Origin of the sequence: Burkholderia metallica (assembly GCF_902832845.1) — a bacterium.
Lineage (GTDB): Bacteria > Pseudomonadota > Gammaproteobacteria > Burkholderiales > Burkholderiaceae > Burkholderia > Burkholderia metallica.
The window spans coordinates 256,377-281,149 of record NZ_CADFDB010000001.1; the positions used below are offsets into that span (position 1 = coordinate 256,377).

At 65.0% G+C, this 24,773-nt stretch carries 25 protein-coding genes and 1 pseudogene; 12 read left to right on the forward strand and 14 right to left on the reverse strand.

Features of this window, described 5'->3' with window-relative positions:
* Positions 1-6: 6 nt before the first annotated feature.
* The 4 genes from HWX08_RS01155 (at position 7) to HWX08_RS01170 (ending at position 3,983) form a co-directional block, all read left to right on the forward strand.
* A complete protein-coding gene (locus tag HWX08_RS01155) occupies positions 7-1,461 on the forward strand; it encodes a M20 family metallopeptidase (RefSeq protein WP_174922342.1) in 1,455 nt (484 codons plus the stop codon).
* 60 nt (positions 1,462-1,521) lie between these two features.
* Positions 1,522-2,631, forward strand: coding sequence for a malate/lactate/ureidoglycolate dehydrogenase (locus tag HWX08_RS01160; protein ID WP_174922343.1), 1,110 nt, complete (start codon positions 1,522-1,524; stop codon positions 2,629-2,631).
* On the forward strand, positions 2,628-3,101 hold the full coding sequence (locus tag HWX08_RS01165; protein ID WP_174922344.1) for a TfoX/Sxy family protein: 474 nt from the start codon (positions 2,628-2,630) through the stop codon (positions 3,099-3,101). The genes HWX08_RS01160 and HWX08_RS01165 overlap by 4 nt, the downstream gene beginning before the upstream one ends.
* 303 nt (positions 3,102-3,404) lie before the next feature.
* Complete coding sequence (locus HWX08_RS01170) at positions 3,405-3,983, forward strand: NnrU family protein (protein ID WP_069260464.1); 579 nt, start codon at positions 3,405-3,407, stop codon at positions 3,981-3,983.
* Positions 3,984-4,034: 51 nt separating this feature from the next.
* On the opposite strand, the gene HWX08_RS01175 is transcribed toward HWX08_RS01170, so the two are convergent.
* Positions 4,035-5,414 carry an amino acid permease gene (locus HWX08_RS01175; protein ID WP_174922345.1) on the reverse strand — a complete coding sequence of 460 codons (1,380 nt, stop codon included), beginning with the start codon at positions 5,412-5,414 and terminating at the stop codon, positions 4,035-4,037.
* Between the two features lie 291 nt (positions 5,415-5,705).
* Entirely contained in the window at positions 5,706-6,443 is a 738-nt protein-coding gene (locus tag HWX08_RS01180; protein ID WP_069260462.1) for a sulfite exporter TauE/SafE family protein, read from the reverse strand.
* Between the two features lie 636 nt (positions 6,444-7,079).
* Here HWX08_RS01180 and HWX08_RS01185 point away from each other — a divergent pair.
* The gene (locus HWX08_RS01185) at positions 7,080-8,375 is read left to right on the forward strand and encodes a right-handed parallel beta-helix repeat-containing protein (protein WP_174922346.1); all 1,296 of its coding nucleotides are present in this window, start codon (positions 7,080-7,082) and stop codon (positions 8,373-8,375) included.
* 103 nt (positions 8,376-8,478) lie between these two features.
* Here the strand turns inward: HWX08_RS01185 and HWX08_RS01190 are convergent.
* Positions 8,479-8,613, reverse strand: a pseudogene (locus HWX08_RS01190) (hypervirulence associated TUDOR domain-containing protein); the annotation flags it as partial.
* Positions 8,614-8,624: 11 nt separating this feature from the next.
* On the opposite strand from HWX08_RS01190, the gene HWX08_RS01195 reads away from it, so the two are divergent.
* A complete protein-coding gene (locus HWX08_RS01195; RefSeq protein ID WP_174922347.1) occupies positions 8,625-8,798 on the forward strand; it encodes a hypothetical protein in 174 nt (57 codons plus the stop codon).
* Here the strand turns inward: HWX08_RS01195 and HWX08_RS01200 are convergent.
* The 8 genes from HWX08_RS01200 to HWX08_RS01235 form a co-directional block, all read right to left on the reverse strand.
* The gene (locus tag HWX08_RS01200; RefSeq protein ID WP_174922348.1) at positions 8,772-9,995 is read right to left on the reverse strand and encodes a Bcr/CflA family efflux MFS transporter; all 1,224 of its coding nucleotides are present in this window, start codon (positions 9,993-9,995) and stop codon (positions 8,772-8,774) included. The genes HWX08_RS01195 and HWX08_RS01200 overlap by 27 nt on opposite strands.
* Positions 9,996-10,240: 245 nt before the next feature.
* Positions 10,241-11,668, reverse strand: a complete 1,428-nt coding sequence (locus HWX08_RS01205; protein ID WP_174922349.1) for an MFS transporter — start codon at positions 11,666-11,668, stop codon at positions 10,241-10,243.
* A 154-nt stretch (positions 11,669-11,822) separates the two neighbouring features.
* On the reverse strand, positions 11,823-12,266 hold the full coding sequence (gene aroQ / locus HWX08_RS01210; protein WP_174922350.1) for a type II 3-dehydroquinate dehydratase: 444 nt from the start codon (positions 12,264-12,266) through the stop codon (positions 11,823-11,825).
* 19 nt (positions 12,267-12,285) lie between these two features.
* Positions 12,286-13,119, reverse strand: coding sequence for a shikimate dehydrogenase (aroE, locus tag HWX08_RS01215; RefSeq protein ID WP_174922351.1), 834 nt, complete (start codon positions 13,117-13,119; stop codon positions 12,286-12,288).
* A complete protein-coding gene (locus HWX08_RS01220; RefSeq protein WP_174922352.1) occupies positions 13,116-14,339 on the reverse strand; it encodes a CaiB/BaiF CoA transferase family protein in 1,224 nt (407 codons plus the stop codon). The genes aroE and HWX08_RS01220 overlap by 4 nt, the downstream gene beginning before the upstream one ends.
* Entirely contained in the window at positions 14,339-14,797 is a 459-nt protein-coding gene (locus tag HWX08_RS01225) for a MaoC family dehydratase (RefSeq protein ID WP_069260456.1), read from the reverse strand. The genes HWX08_RS01220 and HWX08_RS01225 overlap by 1 nt, the downstream gene beginning before the upstream one ends.
* 2 nt (positions 14,798-14,799) lie before the next feature.
* The gene (locus HWX08_RS01230; protein ID WP_069260455.1) at positions 14,800-15,192 is read right to left on the reverse strand and encodes a VOC family protein; all 393 of its coding nucleotides are present in this window, start codon (positions 15,190-15,192) and stop codon (positions 14,800-14,802) included.
* Positions 15,189-16,139, reverse strand: coding sequence for a ketopantoate reductase family protein (locus tag HWX08_RS01235; RefSeq protein WP_174922353.1), 951 nt, complete (start codon positions 16,137-16,139; stop codon positions 15,189-15,191). The genes HWX08_RS01230 and HWX08_RS01235 overlap by 4 nt, the downstream gene beginning before the upstream one ends.
* Positions 16,140-16,289: 150 nt before the next feature.
* Between HWX08_RS01235 and HWX08_RS01240 the strand changes: the two genes are divergently transcribed.
* Positions 16,290-17,210 (forward strand): LysR family transcriptional regulator, encoded by a 921-nt coding sequence (locus HWX08_RS01240; protein WP_174922354.1) that lies wholly within the window; start codon positions 16,290-16,292, stop codon positions 17,208-17,210.
* A gap of 145 nt (positions 17,211-17,355) precedes the next feature.
* On the opposite strand, the gene HWX08_RS01245 is transcribed toward HWX08_RS01240, so the two are convergent.
* Positions 17,356-18,276, reverse strand: coding sequence for an SDR family oxidoreductase (locus tag HWX08_RS01245; protein ID WP_069260452.1), 921 nt, complete (start codon positions 18,274-18,276; stop codon positions 17,356-17,358).
* Between the two features lie 441 nt (positions 18,277-18,717).
* Between HWX08_RS01245 and HWX08_RS01250 the strand changes: the two genes are divergently transcribed.
* Together HWX08_RS01250 and HWX08_RS01255 are read left to right on the forward strand one after the other, a co-directional pair.
* Entirely contained in the window at positions 18,718-19,524 is an 807-nt protein-coding gene (locus HWX08_RS01250) for a type 1 glutamine amidotransferase domain-containing protein (protein ID WP_174922355.1), read from the forward strand.
* Between the two features lie 144 nt (positions 19,525-19,668).
* Positions 19,669-20,667, forward strand: a complete 999-nt coding sequence (locus tag HWX08_RS01255; protein WP_069260450.1) for an alpha/beta fold hydrolase — start codon at positions 19,669-19,671, stop codon at positions 20,665-20,667.
* 93 nt (positions 20,668-20,760) lie between these two features.
* Here the strand turns inward: HWX08_RS01255 and HWX08_RS01260 are convergent, their stop codons facing one another.
* Positions 20,761-21,591, reverse strand: coding sequence for an alpha/beta fold hydrolase (locus HWX08_RS01260; RefSeq protein ID WP_069261206.1), 831 nt, complete (start codon positions 21,589-21,591; stop codon positions 20,761-20,763).
* Positions 21,592-21,925: 334 nt separating this feature from the next.
* Between HWX08_RS01260 and HWX08_RS01265 the strand changes: the two genes are divergently transcribed.
* The 3 genes from HWX08_RS01265 (at position 21,926) to HWX08_RS01275 (ending at position 24,039) form a co-directional block, all read left to right on the forward strand.
* Entirely contained in the window at positions 21,926-22,375 is a 450-nt protein-coding gene (locus HWX08_RS01265) for a MerR family transcriptional regulator (protein ID WP_174922356.1), read from the forward strand.
* A 285-nt stretch (positions 22,376-22,660) separates the two neighbouring features.
* Complete coding sequence (locus tag HWX08_RS01270; RefSeq protein ID WP_069260448.1) at positions 22,661-23,569, forward strand: acetoacetate decarboxylase; 909 nt, start codon at positions 22,661-22,663, stop codon at positions 23,567-23,569.
* Positions 23,566-24,039: a MerR family transcriptional regulator gene (locus tag HWX08_RS01275; protein WP_069260447.1), complete on the forward strand. Its 474-nt coding sequence runs from the start codon at positions 23,566-23,568 to the stop codon at positions 24,037-24,039. The genes HWX08_RS01270 and HWX08_RS01275 overlap by 4 nt, the downstream gene beginning before the upstream one ends.
* Positions 24,040-24,086: 47 nt before the next feature.
* Here HWX08_RS01275 and HWX08_RS01280 read toward each other — a convergent pair whose 3' ends face one another.
* On the reverse strand, positions 24,087-24,770 hold the full coding sequence (locus HWX08_RS01280) for a type 1 glutamine amidotransferase domain-containing protein (protein WP_174922366.1): 684 nt from the start codon (positions 24,768-24,770) through the stop codon (positions 24,087-24,089).
* Positions 24,771-24,773: the final 3 nt, after the last annotated feature.

Sequence of the window (24,773 nt, forward strand, 5' to 3'; positions counted from 1 at the left end):
CCCACCATGACTTCCGTCGACACTACCCCCGTCCTCGACCATGACAAGCTCGTTACCTTCATCGAGCGCAAGTGGAACGATGAAATCCTCCATGCACTGACCGACTACATCGCGATTCCCGCGAAGAGCCCGGCATTCGACCCCGACTGGGCGAAGCGCGGCTATCTCGAGCGCGTCGTCACCGATGCCGCGCAGTGGGCCGAACGCCAGCCGGTGAAGGGCCTGAAGCTCGAGATCGTGCGTTTGCCCGGCCGCACGCCGGTGATCTTCTTCGAAACGCCCGCCACGCGCTCGGGCAGCACCGACACGATCCTGCTGTACGGCCACCTCGACAAGCAGCCCGAATTCGACGGCTGGCGCGCGGACCTCGGCCCGTGGACGCCGAAGTACGAGAACGGCAAGCTGTACGGCCGCGGCGGCGCGGACGACGGCTACGCGATCTACGCGAGCCTCGCGGCGCTCGGCGCGCTCGACGAGCAGGGCATCGAGCGGCCGCGTTGCGTCGGCCTGATCGAGACCTGCGAGGAGTCGGGCAGCTACGACCTGCTGCCGTACGTCGACGCACTGCGCGACCGGCTCGGCCAGGTATCGCTCGTCGTGTGCCTCGATTCGGGCGCCGGCAACTACGACCAGATGTGGCTCACCACGTCGCTGCGCGGGCTCGTGTCCGGCGACCTGCAGGTCGAGGTGCTCGAGGAAGGCGTGCACTCGGGCGTCTTCGGCGGCATCGCGCCGTCGAGCTTCCGCGTGATGCGCCAGTTGTTCGAGCGTCTCGAAGATGCGAAGAACGGCAACCTGTTGCCCGGCGTGTTCCATTGCGAGATTCCCGACAGCCGCGTGCGCGAAGCCGACGCGGCCGCCGCGATTCTCGGCGACGCCGTGTGGAAGGGGCTGCCGTGGGCCTGCGGCGCGGACGGCAAGCCGGTGCTGCCGACCACGACCGATCCGCGCGAGGCGCTGCTGAATTCGACGTGGCGTCCGTCGCTGTCGGTCACCGGTGCGGCCGGCCTGCCGGCGCTCGCCGATGCGGGCAACGTGCTGCGCCCGCGCACCGCGTTCAAGCTGTCGCTGCGCCTGCCGCCGCTCGTCGACGCCGCGCAGGCCGTGCAGCAATTGAAGGAATTGCTCGAACTCGATCCGCCGTACAACGCGAAGGTCACGTTCAAGCCGGACGCGGGCGCCGCGACGGGCTGGAGCGCGCCGGATCTCGCGCCGTGGCTCGCATCGTCGCTCGATGCCGCGTCGCGCCGCCACTTCGGTGCCGACTGCGCGTACATGGGCCTCGGCGGCACGATCCCGCTGATGAACGTGCTTCAGGAGGGTTTTCCGTCCGCCCAGTTCATGGTGTGCGGCGTGCTCGGGCCGAAGTCGAACGCGCACGGCCCGAACGAATTCCTGCACGTGCCGTACGCGAAGAAGCTGACGGCGGCGGTCGCGGACGTGATCGCGACCGCGCGCTGATCGCCGGATTGCCCGACGTGCCGATGGCCCGACCCGGGCCGACTTGATGGAGTGTTGCCGATGACCGTACTGCCGACGCCCGATACCGAACCGCTGCGCATGCGCGCCGAACCGCTGCATGCGTTCGTCGCGGCACTCTGGGAACGGGCCGGCAGCAGCGGGCGCGAGGCTGCGCTCGTCGCCGATCATCTGGTCGGCGCGAATCTCGCGGGCCACGATTCGCACGGGATCGGGATGATCCCGAACTACGTCGCGTCGTGGCGGGAAGGGCAGTTGCAGTTGAACGGGCACGCGTCGATCGTGCGCGACGGCGGCGCGGTGCTGACGATCGACGGCGGGCGCGGCTTCGGCCAGGTGATCGCGTTCGAGGCGATGGTCGAGGGGATCGAGCGTGCGCGACGCATGGGTATCTGTGCGATCGGGCTGCGCGACGTGCATCATCTCGGCCGCATCGGGCACTGGGCCGAACAGTGCGCGCGCTCGGGGCTCGTGTCGTTCCATTTCGTCAACGTGCCGGGCGACCTGCTGGTCGCACCGTTGCACGGCACCGATCCGCGCTTCGGCACGAACCCGTTCTGTGCCGCGTATCCGCGTGCGGGCCGGCCGCCGCTGCTGCTCGATTTCGCGACGAGCGCGATCGCGTACGGCAAGACGCGTGTCGCGTACAACCAGGGCAAGCGCGTGCCGGCCGGGTCGCTGATCGACCATCGCGGGCAGCCGACCGACGATCCGGCCGTGATGCACGAGCAGCCGTTCGGTGCGCTGCTGCCGTTCGGACTGCACAAGGGCTATGCGCTGGCCGCGATGTGCGAGATTTTCGGCGGGGCGCTCGTCGGCGGGCATACCACCTACGGCGACACGCTGCAGAAGACGAGCGCGATCGTCAACGGGATGTTGTCGGTGCTGATCGATCCGAATGCGTTCGATGCGGCCGACGCCGAGCGCGAAGCCGATGCGTTCGTCGCATGGGCGAAGGCGTCGCCGCAGGCCGGCGACGCGCCGGTGCAGGTGCCGGGCGAGCCGGAAGAGGCCAGCCGCGCGGCACGCGGTGCCGGCGGCATTCCGGTCGACCGCGCGACGTGGCGGCAGATTCGCGACAGCGCGGCGGCGGTCGGCTTCGATGACGCGGCGCTCGATGCGTGGACGCAACGTTGCACGGAGCGCGCATGAGCTGGCAGTCGGAGAAGGCGCGCGGCGAGGAGATCGCGTATCAGCTCGCGCCGCTCGGCAACGTGACGGTCGTGCGGTTCTTCAGCGGTGCGGCGATGCGGCTCGACGGCGTGATGTTCGGCTTCATGTCGCGCGGGTCGCTGTTCCTGCGTGTGGATGCCGTGAACCGTCCGGCGTTCGTCGCGGCGGGGATGGGGTCGTTCTTGTACGAGCGGCCCACGCGGACCGTCGCGCTCGCGGGCTACTACGAAACACCGGCCGACGTGCTCGAGGACGCAGGCGCGCTGTTCGACTGGTGCCGCAGCGCGTATCGCGCGGCGCTGCTGGCAGGGCCGCCGAAGCGCAAGGCGCGGGCGGCGGTGAAACCGGTGGGGGAAGGGAAGCCGGCGGTGAAGCGAGCGGCGAAACCGGCGGCGAAACCAACGACGAAACCAGCGGCAAAACCCACAGCAAAACGCAAGCAAACCTAATACCGACCAAGCGAAGCAACCGCTTCGCGAACTTCGCTTTCCTTTCTTTCGGTCTCGGCCGTATCCGTGCGGTGCACGCGGCGTGATGCCCGGCGGCGCGCCCGCACCGGTGCGCAAAAGCCACTGGCTTGCCGCATCGCACATCCCCCGTGCTTCACAACGGCGGCCCCGGCGTTTATGATCGGCGCGGGTTGCACCCGTGCATCGCGCGACCCGCGCCGGCCTCGCCGCCGGCTCCGCGAACGACGCATCGTACGTCGCGCGGCATGCTTCCCCACTCATCATTCCAGACGGAGACAGCCGATGCTCGTCCTGATTCTCGGTTTAGCGATCTTCCTCGGTGTGCACTCGATCCGGCTCGTCGCGGACGGCTGGCGGTCGGCGACGATCGAGCGGATCGGCGAGAAAGGCTGGAAGGGCCCGTATGCGATCGCGTCGATCGTCGGCTTCGTGCTGATCGTCTGGGGTTACGGCATCGCGCGTGAGGGCGCGACGCTGCTGTGGGTGTCGCCCGTCGGCGTGCGCCACCTCACCGGGATGCTGACCGCGATCGCCTTCGTGCTGATCGCCGCGTCGTACGTGCCCGGCAACCGCATCAAGATGCTCGTCGGCCATCCGATGGTGGCCGGCGTGGCGGTTTGGGCGATCGCGCACCTGCTCGCGAACGGCACGCTGCACGCGGTCGTGCTGTTCGGCGCGTTCTTCGTGTGGTCGCTCGTCGATTTCGTCGTGTGGCGTGCGCGCGATCGCCGCGATGGCGTACGCTATCCCGCGGGCAGGCTGTCGGGCGACGTCGTGGCGATCGTGGCCGGGCTCGTCGCATGGGCCGTCTTCGCGCTGTTCCTGCACGGCTTGCTGATCGGCGTGCGGCCGTTCGGTTGAGCGAACGACCGAACGACCGAACGATGGCCCCCCGGCCGCCGACGCCAACGCTCAGCGCAGCTTCGCGCCGGCCGCGTCGCCGAGTTGCGCCGGCTTGCGGCGCAGGAAATACGCGGCGACGATCGCGATCGCCGTCGAAACCGTGAACCAGAACTGGAAGCGCGAATCCGGGTTGAATGCCTGCGAGCCGAGCACGGCGACGAGCGCCAGCAGCGCGACCCAGTTCGACACCGGATAGAACCACGCGCGGAACGCCGCCGGATCGCGTTGTTCGTGTTGCGTCTGCCGGCGCATCGCGAAGTGCGCGACGATGATGAAGATCCACACGATCATCACGAACGCACCGCTGCTCTTCGCGAGCATCAGGAACAGGTCGCCGCCGCTCACGAAGTGAATTCCCAGAATCGACACGCAGATCGCGAGGCACAGCACGAGCGCGTTCATCGGCACGCCTTTCGCGTTGGTGCGGCCGAACACCGCGGGTGCGTGACCCCGCTGGCTCAGCGAGAACAGCATGCGCGAGTTCGAGAACAGGAACGAGTTCATCACCGACATGAACGACACGAACAGCACGATCTTCATCGCGACGGCCGCGCTCGTGAAGCCTGCCATGCTGAACAGCGACACATACGGCGATTTCAGGTTGGCCTTGTCGGTCCACGGCATGCACAGGATCAGGATCGATACCGAGCCGACGTAGAACACCATCACGCGCACGATCACGCTCTTGATCGCGCGGATCACGTTATTGCTCGGGTTCTCGGATTCGCCCGCCGCCACGGCCGCGATTTCGCTGCCGCCGAGCGAGAAGATCACGACCATCACGCCCGCGAGCACGGGCGAGATGCCGTTCGGCATGAAGCCGCCGTGATCGGTGAGGTTCACGAGCCCCGGCGCCGGAATGCGCGGCTGGAAGCCGAGCAGGATCGATGCGCCGAGCGCCATGAACACGATGATCGTCGCGACCTTCGCGAACGACAGCCAGTATTCCGCTTCGCCGAACGAGCGCACCGAGTACGCGTTGCTCGCGATCAGCGTGACGAGCATGAACAGCGCGCCGCCCCAGATCGGCAGCCACGGCAGGAAATCGTGGAGGATCGCGCCGAGCAGGATCGCCTCGACGGTAATCGTCATCATCGACTTGAACCAGTACAGCCAGCCGACCGCGAAGCCCGCCCATTCGCCGAGATAGCTGCTCGCGTAGGTGGAGAACGATCCGCTGTCGGGGTTGCGCGAGGCCATTTCGCCGAGCATGAACATGACCAGCGTGACGATCACGCCGCCGATCAGGTACGACAGGATCGCCGCGGGGCCGGCGCTCGCGATGATCGCGCCGGAGCCGACGAACAGGCCCGCGCCGATCACGCCGCCGAGCGCGATCATCGTGATGTGCCGTTGCTTGAGGCTTTGCCTCAATGAGTTGTCCTGCATCTCCTACCTCTAATTATTGTTGACCGGGAACGCATCGGGTGGCGCGGCGGCAAGCGTTCTGCCGCCGCAGGGGCGCCGATGTCGAGGGAGCGTGTGTGACGCGATGTGCCGGGCCGCCGGCGCTGAATCGGAATGGCGGCCGCGAAGTGCCGGTCGGTGCCCGCGAGAGGGCGACGACGACCGCAACCCCGGATTGTGGGCGGACACCGCCGTCGCGGCAAACGAGATATGCGAAAGACGTCTTGCGGTTTGCTCATCAATTGCCGCGAGGGCGGCAAGCGCGTGTTCGCGTCAGATCGGCCTGACGAACAACCCGACGGTGAGCACGGCGCCAATGCAGACGATCCCGATCCGCAGCACGCGTTCGTTGACGCGGTGCAGCGCCCACGTGCCGAGCAGGCCGCCGACGATCGCGCCGCCGCCGAGCGCGAGCGCGTTGCCCCAGTGCAGGTGCGGCGACGTCAGGAACAGCACGACGGCCGATGCGTTCATCACGCCCGCGAGCGCGTTCTTCGTCGACATCGCGTGACGCGGCGACAGGCCGGCCATCGTCAGCACGGCCATCATCAGGAAGCCGAGCCCGCCGCCGAAGTAGCCGCCATAGATCGCGATCATGAACTGCGACAGCGCGGCCGGGACGGTGCCGAGGTGTGCGGTGCCTTCGCGCGGCTTGCGGAAAAAGCTGCCCCACGCGAACACGATCGTCGCGAACAGCACGAGCCACGGCACGAGGCGCGAGAAGATCGACGACGGGGTCTTCAGCAACAGCAGCCCGCCGAGCGCGCCGCCGACCACGCTGATCGCGAACATCGCGCGAAACGACAGCTTGCCGACGCCGCGCACCAGCTTGCGGCTCGCCCAGCCGGTCGTGACCTGCGCGGGAAACAGCGCGACCGTCGACGTGATGTTTGCCGCGAGCGGCGACATGCCCGACACGATCAGCGCGGGCAGCGTGACGAACGAGCCGCCGCCGGCCAGGGTGTTCTGCAGTCCGGCCCAGAGGCCGGCGAGGACGACGAGTGCGAGCATCGGTGCGGGAGCGGAAGGTGGCGGGGCGCCGGTCGAAAGCGGGCAAGCGCGGCGGACGCACGATGGTAATGCAGGATCGGGCGCGGCGGGAACCCGTGCGATCGCGGTGTCGTTGCGCGGTTTTCCCGGCCGGCGGACGCGGCGGCGCGGGCCGGACCGTTATCCGGGCTTCCGGGCCGATGATCGCACCGACGCGCGCATGCGCGGTCTTACGACGTCGCGCGACCAATGTCTGATTGCCGAACGGCGCGCGCGAAATAGACTGATTGATGAGCGGCAGGACAGAACCGGCGGGGTTGGGGCAAGCCGGCGCCCGGTGCGCTCGGGAACGCAGTTCCTGTTGACGGGTTCGATTCCGGCCACGCGGTGCCGGCGCGCCGGAATCGGGCCACCTTTATTCGGGGGACACGCATGCGCGCCGGCGGGCGAACAGGCGACGAGGTGTCGATCGCGGCCACGCGAGGGTGCTTCGTTGCGGTTGCTCCGCCGTATCGGCGGAGTAGCTGAATTTCGCAATCCGGATCATGCGGCGCGTGTGCCACGCGCCGTACGATCGACGTTGCCCGATCGCTCCGCAGCCGGCGGATGTCAGCCGTTGGACGGCCGTCGCGGGGGCGCGGGCGTGAGAGAACAATCATGAGAAAGTCGCTTCACGGAATCGGATCGGGTACGGCCGTCTGCCTGATCTGCACTGCATGTATCGCCGCATCGCCGGCAGCCGCCTACACGCCGCGCGGCATGCGGCATGCGCATCCTTCTCGCAACGTGCAGCCGCTTGCGATCGCGACCGTCCAGCCGACGGCGAACGGCGGAGACCAGGCCGACGCGCTGCAGGCCGCGTTCGATGCGTTGCAGCCGGGCCAGCACCTCGTGCTTGCGCCGGGACGCTACGTCGTTGGCCGCTCGTTGACGGTATCCAGGGCGGACGTCGTGATCTCCGGCTATGGCGCGACGCTGGTCGCGACCGATCCGGCGCAGCAGACCATCGTGATGAGCGGCAGCGGCTCGACGCTCGTCGGCGTCACGCTGGTCGGCACGGGCACGACGCGGCTGACGACACCCGAATCGACGAAGGTCGAGGTGACGGGCACCGGCGTCCAGGTGCTCGGCGTGACGATCCAGGGCGGCGCCAGCGCCGGGATCTTCGTGTTCGGCGGCAGCAACGTGGCGATCGTGGGCAACACCGTGCAGGCGACGCTGGCCGACGGCATCCACACCACCTACGGCTCGACCAACGTGCTGGTGCGCGGCAACACGGTGAAGGACACCGGCGACGACCTGATCGCCGTCGTCAGCTACCAGCATGACGGCCGCCTGAGCGCCAACGTGCTGATCGACGGCAATACGGTATCCGGCAATTACTGGGGGCGCGGCATCTCCGTGGTCGGCGGTCGGTCCGTGACGATTTCGAACAACACTGTCAATGGCGTACAGAAGGCGGCCGGCATCCTGGTCGCGCAGGAGGACAGCTGGAAGACCTACGGTGTGTCGGACGTGCTGATCGAGAACAACGTCGTCGGCGCGATCCAGGACGGCACGAACGCGAACAACGGCCTGCCGCCCACCGGGCAGGGCGCGATCGAACTGGATACGTCGTCGGGGTCGGTGTCGTACGTCGTCGTGAAGGGCAACCGCGTATCGGGTTCGGGCTATGCCGGCTTCCGCGCGGCGGGGAACGTCTGCCATTTCGCGGTGACCGATACGACGCTCGCGTCGATTGCCGGCGTACCGGTGTCGCTGCTGACGAACGGCTGCCCGGCCGCCAGTATCGTCGCGTACGGCAATTCGCTGGGCGGCGTCGCGCTGGTGCCGCCGGTCGGCGCCTCCCCGACCGGGACGGTTCCGGCCGGCGGCGCGGTGACCTCGGGGATGCCGGCGGTGCGCACGAGCCTGATGCGTGCGAATGGCACATCCGCCCCGGCGCGGAACTGACGAGGTTCGCGACGTGCCGCCAGTCGTGCGATCGAACGTGGCGCCGCGCGATGCGTTCGGGCGCGCGGTTGCCCCGGCGCCGTGGCGGCGTCTGGACTGCGGGCAAGCGGCCGCGATGCGCGGCGATGCGGTCGGTGTGGTCGCGTTTGATCTCGTGCTGCGGGTCGTCGGGCGATGCGCGATGACGGTGGCCCTTGCAGTCGAAGTCCGCGGTGTGGATCCCGACGATCGTGCCGGTCGTTCATCGGAATGGCCGGTTCGATCGTCGTCGCGTCGCTCGGCGCGTCATCGGCTCATGCCGGCGGCTTCAACTGCGATGAAAAACGGCTGACCGTCGATGCCGATCGTTACGTCGAGGCGAGGCCATCCGCGAAGCAGTTGGCCGATCCAGCGCACCTATTCGGCATCGGCGCAGATCGCTGACCCAACACCGGCCGGTTGTGGCGAACGGTCGAGCTTCGGCAGCCACACGAAGGCGATCGTCACGAGCGTCACGCCGACGACGAGCATCGGCACCACCATCGGCCAGGCCCCTAATTGATATTGCGGGCCGACGAAGGTTGCCGCCGTCTGGCCCACGCAGAAAGCGAAGAACATCATGATGAAGCCGGACCATGACACGGCACGACCCGCAAGGTGCGGCAGACCGCTCACCGCGCCTGCCTGTCCGCAAGGCTGGTGGATGCCGTGGCCGAGACAATACACGCCGTGTCCCAATAGCAGCGGCCATGCACTCCACGGAAGCAGCACACAGCCGAGTGCCTGGATCACCGCGCCGGTGAGGCTCAGCATCGCGCCTTGCCGCACGGTGCGAAGCATGCTCTGCCGGTTGAGCAGTCGTCGGCATCCATACGTGCTTGCAACGTAGACCAGGGTGCCGCAGGCGGGTATCCAGCCGTAGCGCTGAGGCGATATGCCCAGATATCCGATATAGATCGCCGGCGAGAGCAGCAGAAAGCAGAACATGCCGGTATAGGTCGACGCAGCCACGAGTGCCCATACCCTGAACGTCGCATTGGAGAGGATTTCGCGTACGCCGCCGGCTGCCGGCTTGCTCGTATGTCCCTGCCGACGAGATTCTTCAAAACCGCGCCAGCATGTCGCAAGCAGCACGCATGCATACACGCTCATGCCTGCCAGGACCCACCGCCAACCTGCGTGTTGGGTGACATAGGCACCCAGGATCGGCGCGACACACGCCATCAACCCCATTCCCGTGAATCCGCGCGCCATTACATGCGGCCCATCGTCGGCCGCATAGCGATCGCGCACCGTCGCACGTGCGCATACCAGGATTGCGGCCATCGCCAACCCCTGAAAGGCGCGTGCCACGGTCAACATCGCGGCGGTCGCGGCAAGCGCGGCACCCAGTGCAGCGACCGCGTAGAGCGCGAGGCCGGTCAACAGCACCGGCCGACGGCCGAAGCGATCGGACAGGCTGCCCATCGGCAACTGCCCGATGCCGAATGCCAACGCAAACACCGTGAGACTGATGCTGGCCGAGCCCAGCGTCGCGGCGATTTCGGGCAGCGCCGGCAGGTAACTGTCGGTCGCGACCGGCTGCGCCGCCAGCAAGAACGGTAGCAACAGCGCAAAGTCGATGGGAGCGCGGCGGATCATTTGAGCAGTTCCGGGCAAGAACCTTTCCTGAATGGATTGACGGCAACCGCGTAGCCCGCGCAACAGGGTACGAGGACGCCGAGGCTGGCGGTTGCGGTCGCAATGGTTTTCCGGATGGTTTCGGGCATGAGTACGACGTCAGGCAGAATGATATCGGTCCGGGCGGACCCGTTTCACGCGTACGCGGCCGTGACGATGAACGGCGCCGACAGCGTCGGCGCCGAAGCAGTTCGACACGACCGCGACTAGCGTTGAAGGGATCTGGATTCCCGCTCGTTCACCGTGCTGTCCGGTTGCATTGCCAGTGCCCGCAGGCGCGCGTATTCGGCCTTGCCGACCGGCTGCGCATTCGGCTGGCCCAGATCGTTCATGTGAATACGATAGGTTTCCCGCGCGCTCAACGCGGCAAGCGATGCAATCACGGTGGCGCCGAACGTGATTGCGCCCACGATCAACCAGACATTGGCCGTCCCGGGCGGCGCCACGGCCGTGAAGAGCGCCGGCAGCATCGCGGTGGCGGCGGTGCCGAGGTTCTGCGCGATGGCCATGGCCGACACACGGGTGCGGGTCGGGAAAAGTTCGGGGTAGAAGCTCGGGAACACCGCGTTGTAGCCCTGATAGACGACGCCCCACATCAGCAGCGACATCGCGAAAGCAAGCGGTACGCTCTTGATGCTGATCGCATACAGGTACGCGAACGCGAGCAGGCCCGACAGCAGCGCACCGAAAACGATGGGCGGTTTGCGGCCGATCCTGTCCGACAGGTTGCCGACGTACGGAATCACCAGCACCGCGACTATGTTGCCCACCACCGGAATCCACAGGTAGACGTCCTTCGCGAAGCCGATGCCGTAGGCCGGCTGCACCGCATAGGCCGCGCCGAAGATGGTGGCCACCACCGGAATCACGTTCATCAGTGCCATGCATACCACGCGCAGCATGTCCTTCCAGCTGTACTTGAACGCGTCGACGACCGGTGAACGCGGGCGCGACTGCTGCCGGACTTCGGCTGCGAACGCTGGCGTCTCGTCCACCTTGCGGCGGATGATCCAGGCCGCAATGATGACCACGAAGCTGAGCAGGAACGGAATGCGCCAGCCCCAGCTGGTGAATTGCTCGGCCGGCAAGTAGTAGGCGAGCGGCAGGAACACGGCAGCCGCCAGCACCTGGCCGGCCTGCACGCCCTGCAGCGTGAAACTCACGAAAAAGCCGCGGCGTCCGAAGGGCGCGTGCTCCAGGATCATCGAACTGGCGCCCGAGATCTCGCCGGCGACCGCAAAGCCCTGCGCCAGACGCAGGATCACCAGCAGTACCGGCGCCAGCAGCCCGACCTGCTCATAGGTCGGCAGCAGGCCCACCCCGATGGTCGAGAAGCCCATCAGGAACATGCACCAGAGCAGCACGGTCTTCCGTCCGTGCGTGTCGCCGAGATGACCGAGCACGAACGCGCCGATCGGCCGCGATACATAACCCACGCCGTAGGTGGCCAGTGACGCGATGATGGCGGTCGTCGCATTGCCCTTCGGGAAGAAGATCTGCGGAAAGATCAGCGCCGAGGCGGTGGCATAGATGAAGAAATCGTAATACTCGAGCACCGACCCGATCCAGCCGCTGGCGGCGGCCTTCTTCGACTGATGCTTGCCGCGAGGCTCCTGTGGTGTGGCTTCGATCATGCTTGTCTCCATATATTGATATCGAGGGCAGAGGGCAACGCGCGTGCGAGGTACCGGCTCCTGCCCGAAGCTCGGTGCCTCTTCGTACGACGGGTGCAACGGTCGCGGCCCTGCCTGTGTCGGCTTCAGCCGATCTGTTCTCGTGCAGCGGCGCTTACGCTCGATCGATCGCCGACGCGGCGGCCCGCAGGGCCAGCAGATAGCTGTCGACACCGAAGCCGCAGATCTGCCCGCTGACGATGTCGGCGAAAACGGAGTGATGCCGGAACGGCTCGCGGGCATGGATGTTGGACATGTGCAATTCGACGATCGGGCAGGTGAGGATGGCCAGCGCATCGCGGATGCCGTAGCTGTAGTGGGTCCAGGCGCCGGCATTGATCAGTACGGCATCCTGACGTTCTTCGAATGCGCGATGAATCCGCTCGCACATCGATGCTTCGCTATTCGTCTTGAACGATTCCACCTGCGCGCCCAGTTCCGTCGCGAGCGATTGCAGCCGCGCGTCGATCTCCGCCAGCGTGATGGTCCCGTACTGCTCCGGATCGCGCTTGCCGAACATGTTGTGGTTGATGCCATGCAGCATCAGGATCTTTTTCATCGGAGTCTTCCTCGCACATTCAGTCAAAAGGCACGGCAAGCCGATCGATCACCGCGCTGGTCTCGGGACGTACGCCGCGCCACCACGCGAACGCTTCGGCCGCCTGCTCGACCAGCATGCCGACCCCATCCGCGATCCCGTGCACGCCCGCATTTTTCGCGAGTCGGAGAAAGGGTGTCAGACGCTTGCCGTACGCGAGCTCGTAGGCCGTGCCGTCCGGGCTGAACACGCTCGGCGGAACGGGCGGCAGGTCGCCGGTCAGACTGGCCGACGTGGCATTGACCACCAGATCGAAACGGCCCATCCGGGCCAGGTTCGCGTAGCTGCTGGCCACGAGCGGGCCGCGTCCGGCGACCTGCGCGGCCAGTGCGCGCGCCTTGTCGACGTCGCGATTCGCGATGACCATCTCGGCCGGCGCCGCGTCGAGAAACGGCAGCAGTGCGCCGCGGGCTGCGCCGCCCGCGCCGAGCAGCAGCACGCGCTTGCCGGCCATCGGGAGGCGGAGGTTGACTTCGATGTCGCGGACGAGCCCGATACCGTCGAAGTTGTCGGCCAGGATGCGGCCGCCTTCGAACTTGAGCGCATTTGCCGCGCCCGCCAGTTCCGCACGCTCGCTTCGTTCGTTCGCCATCGCGAAAGCGTCGAGCTTGAACGGGGCCGTGATGTTGATGCCCTTGCCGCCGCTCGAGGCGAAAGCACGAACCACGTCGGCAAAGGCGCCGTCAGGCTCGACCGGTCCTTCGATCGCCGTATAGCGGATGTCCTGCCCGGTTGCCTGCGCGAACAGGCTGTGAATCAGCGGAGATTTCGTGTGTCCGATCGGATTGCCGATCACTGCGTACTGGTCGGTCATCGCTGGCTCGCTTTCGAATAGAGGACGCCGTCGGCCTGCATCGCATCGATTTCGGCCGGATCGAAGCCGAGCGATTGCGCGACTTCGGCGTTGTGCTGCCCGAGATCGGGTGCGGTCTCCCGGATCGTCGTGTCGCAATCGGAGAACCGGAACGGCAGGTTGGGCAGGCGCAGCGTCCCATAGCGCGGATGCTGCTGCTCGACGACCATGCCGCGTGCCTGGATCTGCGGATCGGCCAGCACCTCGTCGATGCGCTGCACCTTCGCGCAGGGAACGTCGATGCCATCCAGCAGTTCGAGTACCGAAGTAACGGAACGGGCGGCCACCCACGGCTCGACCACCGCGAGAATCTCCGAGCGGTGCGCGTTGCGTCCGACACTGTCGTGAAACCGCGTGTCGGCGCCGAAGCCCGCCGGGCCGCCGTGCGCTTCGATCAGCGCGGCGAAGCGTTTCCATGCGTCGTCGACCTGCGCGGCGATCACGAGATCGCCGTCCGCGGCACGGAACACGCCATAGAGCGTCGAGGTCGGCATGTCGTGCCCGGTCTGCTCGGGCAGCACCCCTTGCAGCGTGTAGCACTGCACCGCGTATTCGTGCATCGACACCAGCGTGTCGTACAGCGCCATGTCGATGTGCTGCCCGCGCTTGCTCTTCACGCGCCCCAGCAGCGCGGCATTGATGGCCGCCACCGCATGAATGCCGGTGTACATGTCGCCGAGCGAGATGCGTAGCAGCGGCGGCCGCTCACCCGGCGTGCCGACCATCTGCATGATGCCGCTCTTGGCCTCGGCGATCAGCCCGAAACCGGCACGATGCGCGTCCGGCCCGGTGTGGCCGTACGCCGAAATCGAGCAGTAGACGAGGCCCGGATTGCGCGCCGACAGTTCGGCGTAGCCCAGCCCGAGTTTGTCCAGTGCGCCCGGCCGGTAATTCTCGATGAACACGTCCGCCGAGTCGCACAGCCGCTGCATGAATGCCTTGCCGCGCGCGTCCTTCATGTTGACGCTCACGCCGCGCTTGCCCATGTTGAGCTGCAGGAAATAACCGCTTTGCTGATCGTCGAGCACGGTTGCGTGCTGGCGTCCGGCGTCGCCGGTGCCGGGGCGCTCGACCTTGATCACTTCCGCGCCGAGTGCCGCGAGGCACCGCCCGACATAGGGGCCGGCGAGGAAGTGGCTGTAGTCGACGACGCGAATGCCTTCGAGGGGACGGGCTTGCATCAGATGGCTCCCGGGCGGCGCGGCACCATCAGGCGATGTTCGCCGCGTTGAACGACCTGGCCGTCCTGGTTGATCAGCTCGGAAGGCAGCACGACGATGCCCCAGTCGGGGCGGCTCTTGCTCGCCCGCATCGAGCCGACGCGGAATGTGACGTGCAGCACGTCGTTGACCTTGATCGGCAGCAGGAAATCCCACGTCCAGCCGAGCGACATGCCCGGCAGAAAGCGGTAGTCGCTCTGCGTCTTCAGCCCGTCGGCGATGGACAGGCCGAACAGCCCGTGCGCGACGAGGCAGCCGAAGTGGCTGGCATTCGCGTAGTCCTCGTCCACGTGGACGGGCGTATGGTCGCCGGTGAGATCGGCGTACGCGAGGATTCGCTCCTTCGTCACCGTATAGTTCGGGCTCGTGCATGCGTCGCCCTCGCGGGCGTCGTCCCAGTATTTCTCGACGATCGTCATGGTCACGCCTCCGCGCGCGGGTTGATGGCCAGTGCCTGCGCGACGCATGACGCCGGCCGGGCCTGGATCAGTTCGACGGCGAGCCCGTCGGGCAGGCGAAGCCAGTTGCGCCCCTGCGGCATCTCCGTGACACCGAATCGTTGTGCCGCGGCCAGCGCGGCCTCCAGGTCTTCGCACATCACGCCGAGATGGGCGAGCCGGCCTTCCGGGCCGTCATGTTCCGGTGCGTGGATGAACTGCAGGCCGCCGAGTGTCCAGTACTGCCGGGGCGCGTCGAGCGTGCCGTCCACTTCGCGCAGGGTCATGCCGAGCACGTCCTCGAAAAAGCGGATGTGCCAGCGGATGTCCTTCACCCAGATCGCAACGTGTTCCAGATAGGCTTTCGGCGCGCTCATGCGGCGACCTCCTCGCGTTGGCGATCGGCCATCGCGCGCTCGAGCCCCTTGATGCAGGCGACGAGCGTCGCATTGACCGGGGTCGGCACGCCGTAGCGCTGCCCCCACCGAACGACCGAACCGTTGATGAAGTCGATCTCGGTGATCGAGCCTTTCTCCAGGCTTTGCAGCATCGACGTCTTGAAGGTCGCGGGCAGCCCCTCGGCGGCAAGCGTCCAGGCCTGTTCGGGATCGGTCATCGACAGCGTCACGCCGGCTGCCTGCGCGGCCGCGATCGCCTCGGCCACGGCCGCGAGCGATGCGGCCTTCAGCAGCGGCTCGTCGTAGAGCTGCCCATAGGTCAGGCCGGTCACGCCGGTCAGCGCGCCCGTCGCGACGTTCACGAGCAGCTTGTCCCACATCGTGCCGACGATGTTGTCGCTGACCGTCGTGGCAAGGCCCGCGGTATTGAATGCGTCGGCGATCGCCTGGACCCGCGGCGTGATGCGGCCGTCGAGTTCGCCGATATACGTGTACTTGCCGACCACGCCGGACTCGATATGACCCGCGCCGCGCAGTACGCCGCCGACATAGGTCTTGCCGGCGAGCACGCGCTCGCGGCCGACGACGTCGGCCAGGATGTCCTCGTGGCCGAGACCGTTCTGCAGCGATAGCACGAGCGTATCCGGCCCCACCAGCGCCTGCGCGCCGCGTATGGCCGCCTCGGTATGGAACGACTTGACCAGCACGATCACCAGGTCGGCTGCGCCGACGTCGGCCGCCTGCGTCGTCGCATGGACGCGCACGTGCCGGGAGCCGCCGGTGTCGTCGATCCGCAGGCCGTCGCGACGCATCGCGTCGACGTGTGCGGGCGAGCGGTCGATCAGCCAGGTCTCGTGACCGCCTTCGGTGAGGGTGGCACCGATCGCGCAGCCCAGTGCGCCGGCGCCCAGTATCGCAATCTTCATTGTTTTCTCCCGTCGACCAGAGTTGACGCCATGTCGGCCGGAACGCGTGCTTCAGCACTGACTTCGGTCCCACGCATCGCTGACGAATGGCTGCACGATAGAATTCGGCGCTCACGCTGGCAATGCAATGACTACAATGGCGTCATTGCCATGGACAATAATGCGATGACGTCGACCGATCTTCCCGACCTGAAGCTGCTCCAGCTCTTCGATCTTCTGTACGACCTGCGAAGTGTCACGCGCGTGGCCGAGCAGCTCGGCCAGAGCCAGCCGACGGTCAGCATCTGGCTCGGGCACTTGCGGGAATACCTGCACGATCCGTTGTTCATTCGAACGCCGGGCGGCATGGCGCCGACGCCGCAGGCCGATGCGCTCATCGGGCCGTGCCGGGAAATTATCGAGTCGCTGAGACGGTTCACCGCATGGGAGATCGCCTTCGACCCCGCCACCGCGCAGCGACGATTTCGTATCTGCATGACCGACGCGAGCCACGTCACGCTGCTTCCGCGGCTGCTGGCGCATGTCCATGCGGCGGCGCCCGGCATCCGGCTGGAAGCCGCGCGGATCGACGGCAACACGGAACGCGCGCTCGAATCCGGCGAGGCCGATCTCGCGATCGGCTATGTCCCGTGGCTCGGCGGCAGCATTTATCAGCAGCAGTTGTACGAGCAGGACTGGGTGTGCCTTGCCAACCGTCGCCACCCCAGGATCCGTACCCGACTCGGGGTGAAGCAATATCGCGCGGAGGGGCACGTGGTCATCACGGCGGGTACCGGCGCGCAACTTCTCGAGCAGGCGCTGAGGCGGGAGCGCATCGACCGTCAGGTCGTGCTGGAGTTGCCGGGATTTTTGGGGCTGGGCGCGATCATCCAGAGCACCGACCTGATCACGACGCTGCCGCGTCACATCGGCGAGACGTTGGCTCGGGCCAATGACCTGGCGGTTCATTCATGCCCGATTCCAGTGGAAGGATTTGCAGTGCGGCAGCACTGGCACGGCCGGTATCACCACGAAGCGGGGAATCGCTGGCTGCGTAGCGTGGTGATTCAGTTGTTTGGCGGTTCGCATTGACGCAATGCGAGCGTCGTTGACTCGGGAGAGGTATCGAGCGCGCTACCGTGAGCCTGACGACTCTCGGCGATGGGATGCCGGCTTGATGGACTCGTGCCGGCCCCCTTCCACGAGAGGTGGCGATTCGGGGCCGGGGCCACTCTGCTCACTCCCGTCGAATCAGCTCGAGACCTTCGCGGTAGGTGGTCACCTTGAACGCGGGGAACCGTTGCTTGAACTTCGTCGAATCGAACAGGTTGTCCTGCTCGTAGCGGGGTAGAAGCTCCCGGATTTCGCGTACCTGAGGGGAGAAGAGCCCGGCGGCCAGGAAGGCCCATTTCCCGACGATCGAATACGCAGGCTTTCGTCCGAATGCGTTGCTGGCCATGTCGATGAACTCCCGATAGGTCGGCCGGTCGTCGCAACACGGTAGATGCCAGGTCTGCCCGAATGCATCCGGCGTATTGGCGAGCGTCGCGAGCGCACGGCTCGCGTCGGGCGTCCAGATGAGCGTGCGCCGCGTGTCGTCGCGCAACGGCACTTTCGGCTTCTTGCCTGCCTTGAGCTTGTCGATGACCAGCGCGTTCGTGAAGCTCTGGGTCTTGCCCGGGCCATAGAATTCGGGCGCCCGCCCGATCAGGACGGGAATATCTCCGCGCGCCATTTCTTCGAGCACCATCGACGCCATTGCCGCGCGCACCTTGCCCTTGCGGCCGACCGGCGCGAACGGTGTCGACTCCGTCTGCAGCCGGTTGTTCTGCGGGTACATGTAGGTGTTGTCGAAATAGGCGAACCGCGCGCCTTCCGCGCGGCACGCATCCAGCGCGTTCTTCAACATCACGGGAAACTGCGTTTCCCACAGCTGCGTGTCCGGCGGCAGGCCGGCCGTGAAATAGACGATGCTGCTGCCTTTCACCGCCTGTGCGGTCTGGCTCGCATCGAGCAGATTGGCCGAGACCAGGCTGTCGGTGTCGTTGACCTTGCGCGGATTGCGGCTCACGAGGCGTATGTCGCCCGTGTGGACGCGTCGCAATTCTCTCGCCAGTTCGGTCGCGATCTGGCCATTTGCCCCTAATATCGTCTGCATATCGTCCGCCTTTGTGGCTTTGCCATCAATGATGATGAGCGAGAGGCTAACCTTGAAGGCAAGTTCAAGGTCAAGGGGCCGACGAATGCGCCGGTGACATTCAGTCTCGTTGACGCGCGACTGGTCGATTGAATCTCTCTAACGGAGTGATAGGGAAACGCAGAACCAGATAAATAGTTCGGCAAACTGAATAAAATTCGGATCGTCTTGCGATGGCTGTATGGCAAGCAGTAAAAGGATTCTGCCGGACAACCGCCTGATCAGTCTCAAGCCGGCGACGTGCTCGTCGGTGCAGATCTACTCCGTCACAACTTCGCTTGACATTCAACTTCACTTCAATCCTAGGATCTCGTCAGTGACGTTGCGCGCCGTTGTTACGTGTGCGCTGCCCTGGTTGACGGGTGTTGTGAAACAGCCCCGACTCATGTGAGGAATTTGGAAATGTTCAAGCGTTGGTTCGCCAGACACTGGCTTCTTGCCATCATCGTTTCAATGTTGACGGGCGGTTACGCGTATGCCGCGCAGACTGGACAGAGCGACGGCGCGGTGCAGCCGGGCGACAGGATTCTGGTCGTGATGACCAACCACGCCCGGTATCCCTCTCGATCGGATACGACCGGACTTTGGTTCACTGAACTGACGCATTTCTACGACGTCGCCGAGGCGGCCGGACTGCAGATGGATTTTGCGAGCCCGGCAGGCGGGGAAGTGCCGATCGACCAGCGCAGCCTGAAGTCCTTCTACCTGGACGATTCGGCACGCGCACATCTGGCAGATCCGGCGTTCATGGCGCGATTGAAGACGACGTTGCCGGCTTCCGCCGTGACTCCATCCAGCTACAAGGCGATCTACTTCACCGGTGGACACGGAACGTTGTGGGACTTCGCGGATAGCGCGGCATTGAAATCCGTCAGTGAGCAGATCTATCGCCAAGGCGGCATTGTCTCGGCGGTTTGCCACGGGGTCTCCGCACTGCTGCCGCTGCAGGACGATGGCGGGAAGTCGCTCGTCGACGGCGTGCCCGTGACGGGATTCTCCGATATGGAAGAAACGCTGTCCGGCATGAAGTCCCAGGTGCCCTTCTTTTTGCAGGATTCGCTCGTGAGCCGTGGTGCGCGCTACCAGAAGGCGTTGCTTCCCTTTACGTCTTATGTCGTCAGTTCCGATCGGATCATTACCGGGCAGAACCCGCAGTCGAGCAAGGAAATTGCCGAGGCGGTGGTCAAGCGACTGAAGGAAATGAATTGACCTGCAGCCGACAGGAGCGGGTCAAGCAGCGGAACGGGGCGCGTTTTGATGAGTCCGCGCAACGGGGTACGGAGCGCGCAGTCGTTCGCGGTCCGAGTATCGAGTGGTCGGTGTCACCGCTTTCGATTACCAAAGGAGGCTGTCATGAGCGGCAAGGAAGAAGTCGACTGCATCAACCAATCACGTCGTGAACTGATGATCGGGGCCGGTGCGGTAGCCGCCGCGTCGATGGCGCTGCCTTTATTCGCTTCGAGCGGCGCGGCGAACGCTGCGACAACCCGGCATCCGTTCCATCCGTCGGAAGGCGACGCGGGCGGGGGCAACAAGATCGTGACGAAGGATGGCGTCGAGATTTTCTACAAGGACTGGGGAAAAGGTCAGCCGATCGTCTTCAGTCACGGTTGGCCGTTGTCGGCGGATGACTGGGACGCTCAAATGCTGTTCTTCGTGGAGCATGGATATCGAGTGATTGCCCATGATCGCCGTGGGCATGGGCGATCGACGCAAACAGCCGATGGCAATGACATGCATCACTACGCTGCCGACCTGGCGGCCCTGACCGAAGCGCTCGATATCAGAAACGCGATCCACATCGGGCATTCGACCGGGGGCGGAGAAGTGGCTGCCTACGTGGCGCGCCATGGCATGAAACGGACCGCCAGGATCGTTCTGGTCAGTGCGGTACCGCCGGTCATGGTCAAGAGCGAGCGCAATCCCGGCGGCACGCCGATCGAGGTCTTCGATGGTTTCAGGAAACAGCTCGCCGCGAACAGGGCGCAGTTCTATCTCGATGTTCCGTCCGGGCCGTTCTACGGGTTCAACCGGGCGGGAGCGAAAGTGTCCGACGGCATCATTCGCAATTGGTGGCGCCAGGGCATGATGGGCGGCATCAAAGCCCAGTACGATTGCATCAAGGCCTTCTCGGAGACGGACTTCACCGCGGACTTGAAGAAGATCACGCAGCCGGCGCTGGTGTTGCATGGCGATGACGACCAAGTGGTGCCCTATAAGGATGCCGGCATGCTGTCTGCCAAGCTGCTCGGGAACGCCAGGCTGACGATCTATCCGGGCTATCCGCACGGGATGTTGACGACCCATGCGGATGTCATCAATGCGGACATTCTGAAGTTCATTCGGAGCTGAAGATCGAGGCAGCCTCTCTCGAGAGAGGCTGCCTTTTTCCGGCGTGGTTCCGATCGGTTTACTGCAATTCCGGATCAGCTTTCGAGGCTTTGGCTACCCACGCAAGAACGCGAGCAGATCGGCGTTGATCGTGTCGGCGTTGGACGTCGGCATGCCGTGCGGAAAGCCCTTGTAGGTCTTCAGCGTACTGTTCCTGGCGAGCTTCGCCGACAGCAGGCCGGAATCGGCATAGGGGACGATCTGGTCGTCGTCGCCGTGCATGACGAGCACCGGAATCGTCGTGCTCTTCAGGTCCTCGGTGAAGTCGGTTTGCGAGAACGCCACGATACCGTCGTAGTGTGCCTTGGCGCTGCCCATCATGCCCTGGCGCCACCAGTTCCAGATCACGCCTTGCGACGGCTTCGCGCCGGCACGGTTGTAGCCGTAGAAGGGGCCCGCCGGCACGTCGTAGTAGAACTGCGCGCGATTCGCTGCGAGCTGGGCCTGCAGGTTGTCGAACACGTCCTTCGGCAAACCACCCGGATTGCTTGCGGTCTTGACCATCAGCGGCGGTACGGCGCTGATCAGCACGGCCTTGGAGACGCGATCTTCGCCGTGGCGGGCAACGTAGTGGATGACTTCACCGCCACCCGTGGAATGGCCAACATGAACCGCACCCTGCACCCCGAGGTGGTTGACCACTGCCGCGACGTCGTCGGCATAGTGATCCATGTCATGGCCGTCCCACACCTGGCTGGATCGTCCGTGTCCCCGGCGATCGTGCGCGATGACGCGGTAGCCGTGCGACAGGAAAAAGAGCATCTGGGCATCCCAGTCGTCCGCGCTGAGCGGCCAGCCGTGATGGAAGAAAATTACCTGTGCATCGCGCGGGCCCCAGTCCTTGTAGAAGATCTGAACGCCATCCTTCGTCGTGACGTAAGCCATGATCAGCACTCCTTTTCAATGTGAAGATTGAGATTCAGTCGCGTTCCTGACAAATTTTGTTGCTCGCTGGTGGGCTGCTCCTTTTATGATGGTGGCGGATAAGGCGGCAACGTTGCCACGGGGCAGGTCGCGCTGCCGGAAGTGCGCAGGCCGGCGTCGCCATTCGCTCGGGCCTGGTCGGAACGATGCGCTCCTTTTGTCGAGACAATTTGAAATGATCAAGCGACCGCGGTGCGGTTGCTTGCCGAAGAATCCGTCGTGTTGCTCGTCGTCGTCATGGAGCAACTTTAGGATTAAAGTGAACGTTAATGTCAATCGTTTTTTGGGGGGTAGAGTGAAAATCGGAGAGTTGGCGAAGCGCACGGGTCTGACGGCTTCACGCATCCGTTTTTACGAGGCCGCCGGCTTGATAAGGGTGGTGGAGCGTAACGTGAACGGCTATCGGGAGTATACGCCGGAAGCGGAGTTGATTCTGGGGATGATCGCTATCGCGCAGCATGCCGGGTTCACGCTTGAACAGATGCGGCAGTTGTTGCCCGTTGGTCCCGGCGCCTGGGATCATGGTGCGTTGCTGGACGCGCTCAAGCAGAAGGTGGTCGAGATCGATAGTGTCCGCAAGCGTCTCGACCAGAGCCGCGCGCAACTGCTGGTTGCGATCGAGAGCATCGAGAACAAGCCGGACGGAATCGAATGCGCGGACAACAAGAAGCGCGTGCTCGACCGTCTCCGTGAAGCAGGCATTACGCCGGATTTCAGCAAGCTGGGCGACTCCGGCGCTGGCTGAGCCCCGTGGCGATCGCGCTGCTTGCTCGATCGAGGGAACGTCGAACAGCTTATCCGTCCCGGTCCTTGCGTGGTACGACAAATGTCCGCGCAAGGAACGAACGGGTTGTCCGATTTGGCACGGGATTGGTACGACCTCGCGGCGACCAAAAGAGCCGCCGCGCCGACTCGTCGTTGAGTGCTTGACCTTAAAGTCATATTCAGTCTTAGAGTGATTGCTACCGGCTGTTGATCGGTATGCCTTCCGAGGCACGCCCGACGGCTCAATCACAAGAAGGTCAGGAATATGGACAAGCGGTTTACAGAGGTCGAGTTCGGCGCGCACAAGGTCGAGGTGCCCGCTGGCGGGTACTACGACCGTTACCGGATGAACCCGAATCTCGACGAGGTCGCACAGGATCCTGCGGCGGGCAATATCGACTTTTTTCGCAGGATTCCAAAGCGGCTCGTCACCTCTACTGTCGGTCCGACCTGGGCGCCCAACTTTTACTATCGCTCGAGCAATGTGCAACTGCTGTTCCTGGCGCCGGTCGACCGGTTGCGGGCGATGTTGCGAGCGCCGCTCGAGCCGCTGAGAGCATTTCCGGGCCACGGGCTGGTGGCGTTGACCTTTTTCTCCTATTCGGTCTGTGACAACGATCCATACGACGAAGTATCTGTCGCCGTGGTGATCCGTCGGCCGGGCGCGCGTGGGTCGCATGCGCTGGAACTTCTCGACTCCATCCGGCGGCGGAATTTCTTCGCCCATGTTCTCGCGCTGCCCGTGACGACGGAAATCGCTCGGGTCCGTGGTCTGTATGGGTACCAGTTGCCGAAGTGGCGAACGGATATCGGATTGAACATCGGCGCAGACATTTCAGCCGCCATCGCCGGCCCTGGCGGCAAGCCCGACCTGACCTTGAGCGCGCCGCTTCCCGCTTTGCGCGATGTCCCGTCGCAGTCGCATATGGGATCGGCAACCATGATCAACATGATCGACGGCGAATGGCACCAGACCTTGGTCCAGACCAATGTGTTGTCGTTCGCCCAGCGCCTCTTTCCACGAGACGTCAATCTGACACGGCACGGCGGCCCCTTGAGCCAGTTGCTTGATGGACTCGGGGCCTCCACGGTGCTTCGCATGGACGTGGTCAAAGACGCGCAACTGGTCCTGAACATGCCAACCCGGCTAGATGCTTTCGCGCCACGATCATGAAGATAGGGGATCTGGCGGAGCGCACGGGATTGACCCCTTCGCGCATCCGCTTTTATGAACGCATTGGGCTGTTGACCGCGGTCGAGCGCCAGCCGAACGGCTATCGGATCTATTCGGCCGACGCGGTGCTGGTGCTCGGGCTGGTCGCAACCGCGCAAAAGGCAGGCTTCAGCCTGGACGAGATCCGCATGTTGCTGCCGCCCGACCTTGCGCAATGGCAGCGTGGTGCGCTACTGGACGCGCTCAGCCACAAGGTGCGGGACATCGAAGCGATGGAGGTGCGGCTTGCGCAGAACAAGCGGCATCTGATGGCGTTGATGGCCGAGGTCGCGGCCAAGCCCGAGGATATCGATTGCACCGCCAACGCAACGCGGCTGCTGTCGCAGATGCAGTTGGGCGATCCGGGCAGCACCGCCCGAACGCAGGGCGCCGTCAAAGTGAAGCGGCGCCGATCGGTCCGAAACAGCTAGGCGGCGACGTGCGTATCGATGCGTTGATATCCGGGGCCTGCTTGCCGTTACACGAGCGCTGCGACCTGCTCGGCGGTTGCCTTTGCTGATTGCGGATTCTGGCCCGTCACCAGCCGGCCGTCGGTGACCACGTTCGACGTGAATGGCAGCAACGCCTTCTCGTAAAGTGCACCACGTTGCACCATCTCTTCTTCCGCGTTGTAGGGCACTTTCTTCGCGACGCCAGCCAACACCTCCTCAACCCATGAATAGCCGGTGACGCGGCGGCCCGCTACGAGCAATGCCCCGTTGCTGAGTTTCGTATTCAGTAACCCGCAATAGCCGTGACAGACGGAAGACACGATGCCGCCGCGCTCATAGATGTCTCGCGTGAGCCGCTGGAGTCCTGCGTCATCGGGGAAATCCCACATGACAGCGTGGCCGCCCGTGAAGTAAATCGCATCGAAATCCGCAGGATCGATCTGGTCGGGGCGTGCCGTGGTGGCCAGAAGTTTCTGGCAGTCGGGGTCGTTTAACCACGCTTTCACGGAGGCGTCGGCGAGGGGCCATTTCAGCGAGCGCGGCTCTAACGGAGACGGGCCGCCCTTGGGGCTGACGAGACGCTGGCCATACCCTTTCTCGGCGAATACGTGCCAGGCATGCGTCAGTTCCGATAACCACAGCCCGGTGGGTTCGGACTGATCGGCGTAGTTGGCGACATTGCTGACGACGTGAAGTATGCGTTTGGTCACGTT

Excerpts from the sequence above, each read along its gene's own strand:
- HWX08_RS01245 (WP_069260452.1), bottom strand. The coding sequence starts at position 18,276 with ATGCAGACGATATTAGGGGCAAATGGCCAGATCGCGACCGAACTGGCG.
- HWX08_RS01260 (WP_069261206.1), bottom strand. The coding sequence starts at position 21,591 with ATGGCTTACGTCACGACGAAGGATGGCGTTCAGATCTTCTACAAGGAC.
- HWX08_RS01235 (WP_174922353.1), bottom strand. The coding sequence starts at position 16,139 with ATGAAGATTGCGATACTGGGCGCCGGCGCACTGGGCTGCGCGATCGGT.
- HWX08_RS01165 (WP_174922344.1), top strand. The coding sequence starts at position 2,628 with ATGAGCTGGCAGTCGGAGAAGGCGCGCGGCGAGGAGATCGCGTATCAG.
- HWX08_RS01155 (WP_174922342.1), top strand. The coding sequence starts at position 7 with ATGACTTCCGTCGACACTACCCCCGTCCTCGACCATGACAAGCTCGTT.
- HWX08_RS01230 (WP_069260455.1), bottom strand. The coding sequence starts at position 15,192 with ATGAGCGCGCCGAAAGCCTATCTGGAACACGTTGCGATCTGGGTGAAG.
- HWX08_RS01175 (WP_174922345.1), bottom strand. The coding sequence starts at position 5,414 with ATGCAGGACAACTCATTGAGGCAAAGCCTCAAGCAACGGCACATCACG.
- HWX08_RS01200 (WP_174922348.1), bottom strand. The coding sequence starts at position 9,995 with ATGATCCGCCGCGCTCCCATCGACTTTGCGCTGTTGCTACCGTTCTTG.
- HWX08_RS01180 (WP_069260462.1), bottom strand. The coding sequence starts at position 6,443 with ATGCTCGCACTCGTCGTCCTCGCCGGCCTCTGGGCCGGACTGCAGAAC.
- aroE (WP_174922351.1), bottom strand. The coding sequence starts at position 13,119 with ATGACCGACCAGTACGCAGTGATCGGCAATCCGATCGGACACACGAAA.
- HWX08_RS01220 (WP_174922352.1), bottom strand. The coding sequence starts at position 14,339 with ATGCAAGCCCGTCCCCTCGAAGGCATTCGCGTCGTCGACTACAGCCAC.
- HWX08_RS01240 (WP_174922354.1), top strand. The coding sequence starts at position 16,290 with ATGGACAATAATGCGATGACGTCGACCGATCTTCCCGACCTGAAGCTG.
- HWX08_RS01275 (WP_069260447.1), top strand. The coding sequence starts at position 23,566 with ATGAAGATAGGGGATCTGGCGGAGCGCACGGGATTGACCCCTTCGCGC.
- HWX08_RS01250 (WP_174922355.1), top strand. The coding sequence starts at position 18,718 with ATGTTCAAGCGTTGGTTCGCCAGACACTGGCTTCTTGCCATCATCGTT.
- HWX08_RS01270 (WP_069260448.1), top strand. The coding sequence starts at position 22,661 with ATGGACAAGCGGTTTACAGAGGTCGAGTTCGGCGCGCACAAGGTCGAG.
- HWX08_RS01195 (WP_174922347.1), top strand. The coding sequence starts at position 8,625 with ATGGCCGGTTCGATCGTCGTCGCGTCGCTCGGCGCGTCATCGGCTCAT.
- aroQ (WP_174922350.1), bottom strand. The coding sequence starts at position 12,266 with ATGAAAAAGATCCTGATGCTGCATGGCATCAACCACAACATGTTCGGC.
- HWX08_RS01185 (WP_174922346.1), top strand. The coding sequence starts at position 7,080 with ATGAGAAAGTCGCTTCACGGAATCGGATCGGGTACGGCCGTCTGCCTG.
- HWX08_RS01160 (WP_174922343.1), top strand. The coding sequence starts at position 1,522 with ATGACCGTACTGCCGACGCCCGATACCGAACCGCTGCGCATGCGCGCC.
- HWX08_RS01255 (WP_069260450.1), top strand. The coding sequence starts at position 19,669 with ATGAGCGGCAAGGAAGAAGTCGACTGCATCAACCAATCACGTCGTGAA.
- HWX08_RS01205 (WP_174922349.1), bottom strand. The coding sequence starts at position 11,668 with ATGATCGAAGCCACACCACAGGAGCCTCGCGGCAAGCATCAGTCGAAG.
- HWX08_RS01225 (WP_069260456.1), bottom strand. The coding sequence starts at position 14,797 with ATGACGATCGTCGAGAAATACTGGGACGACGCCCGCGAGGGCGACGCA.
- HWX08_RS01170 (WP_069260464.1), top strand. The coding sequence starts at position 3,405 with ATGCTCGTCCTGATTCTCGGTTTAGCGATCTTCCTCGGTGTGCACTCG.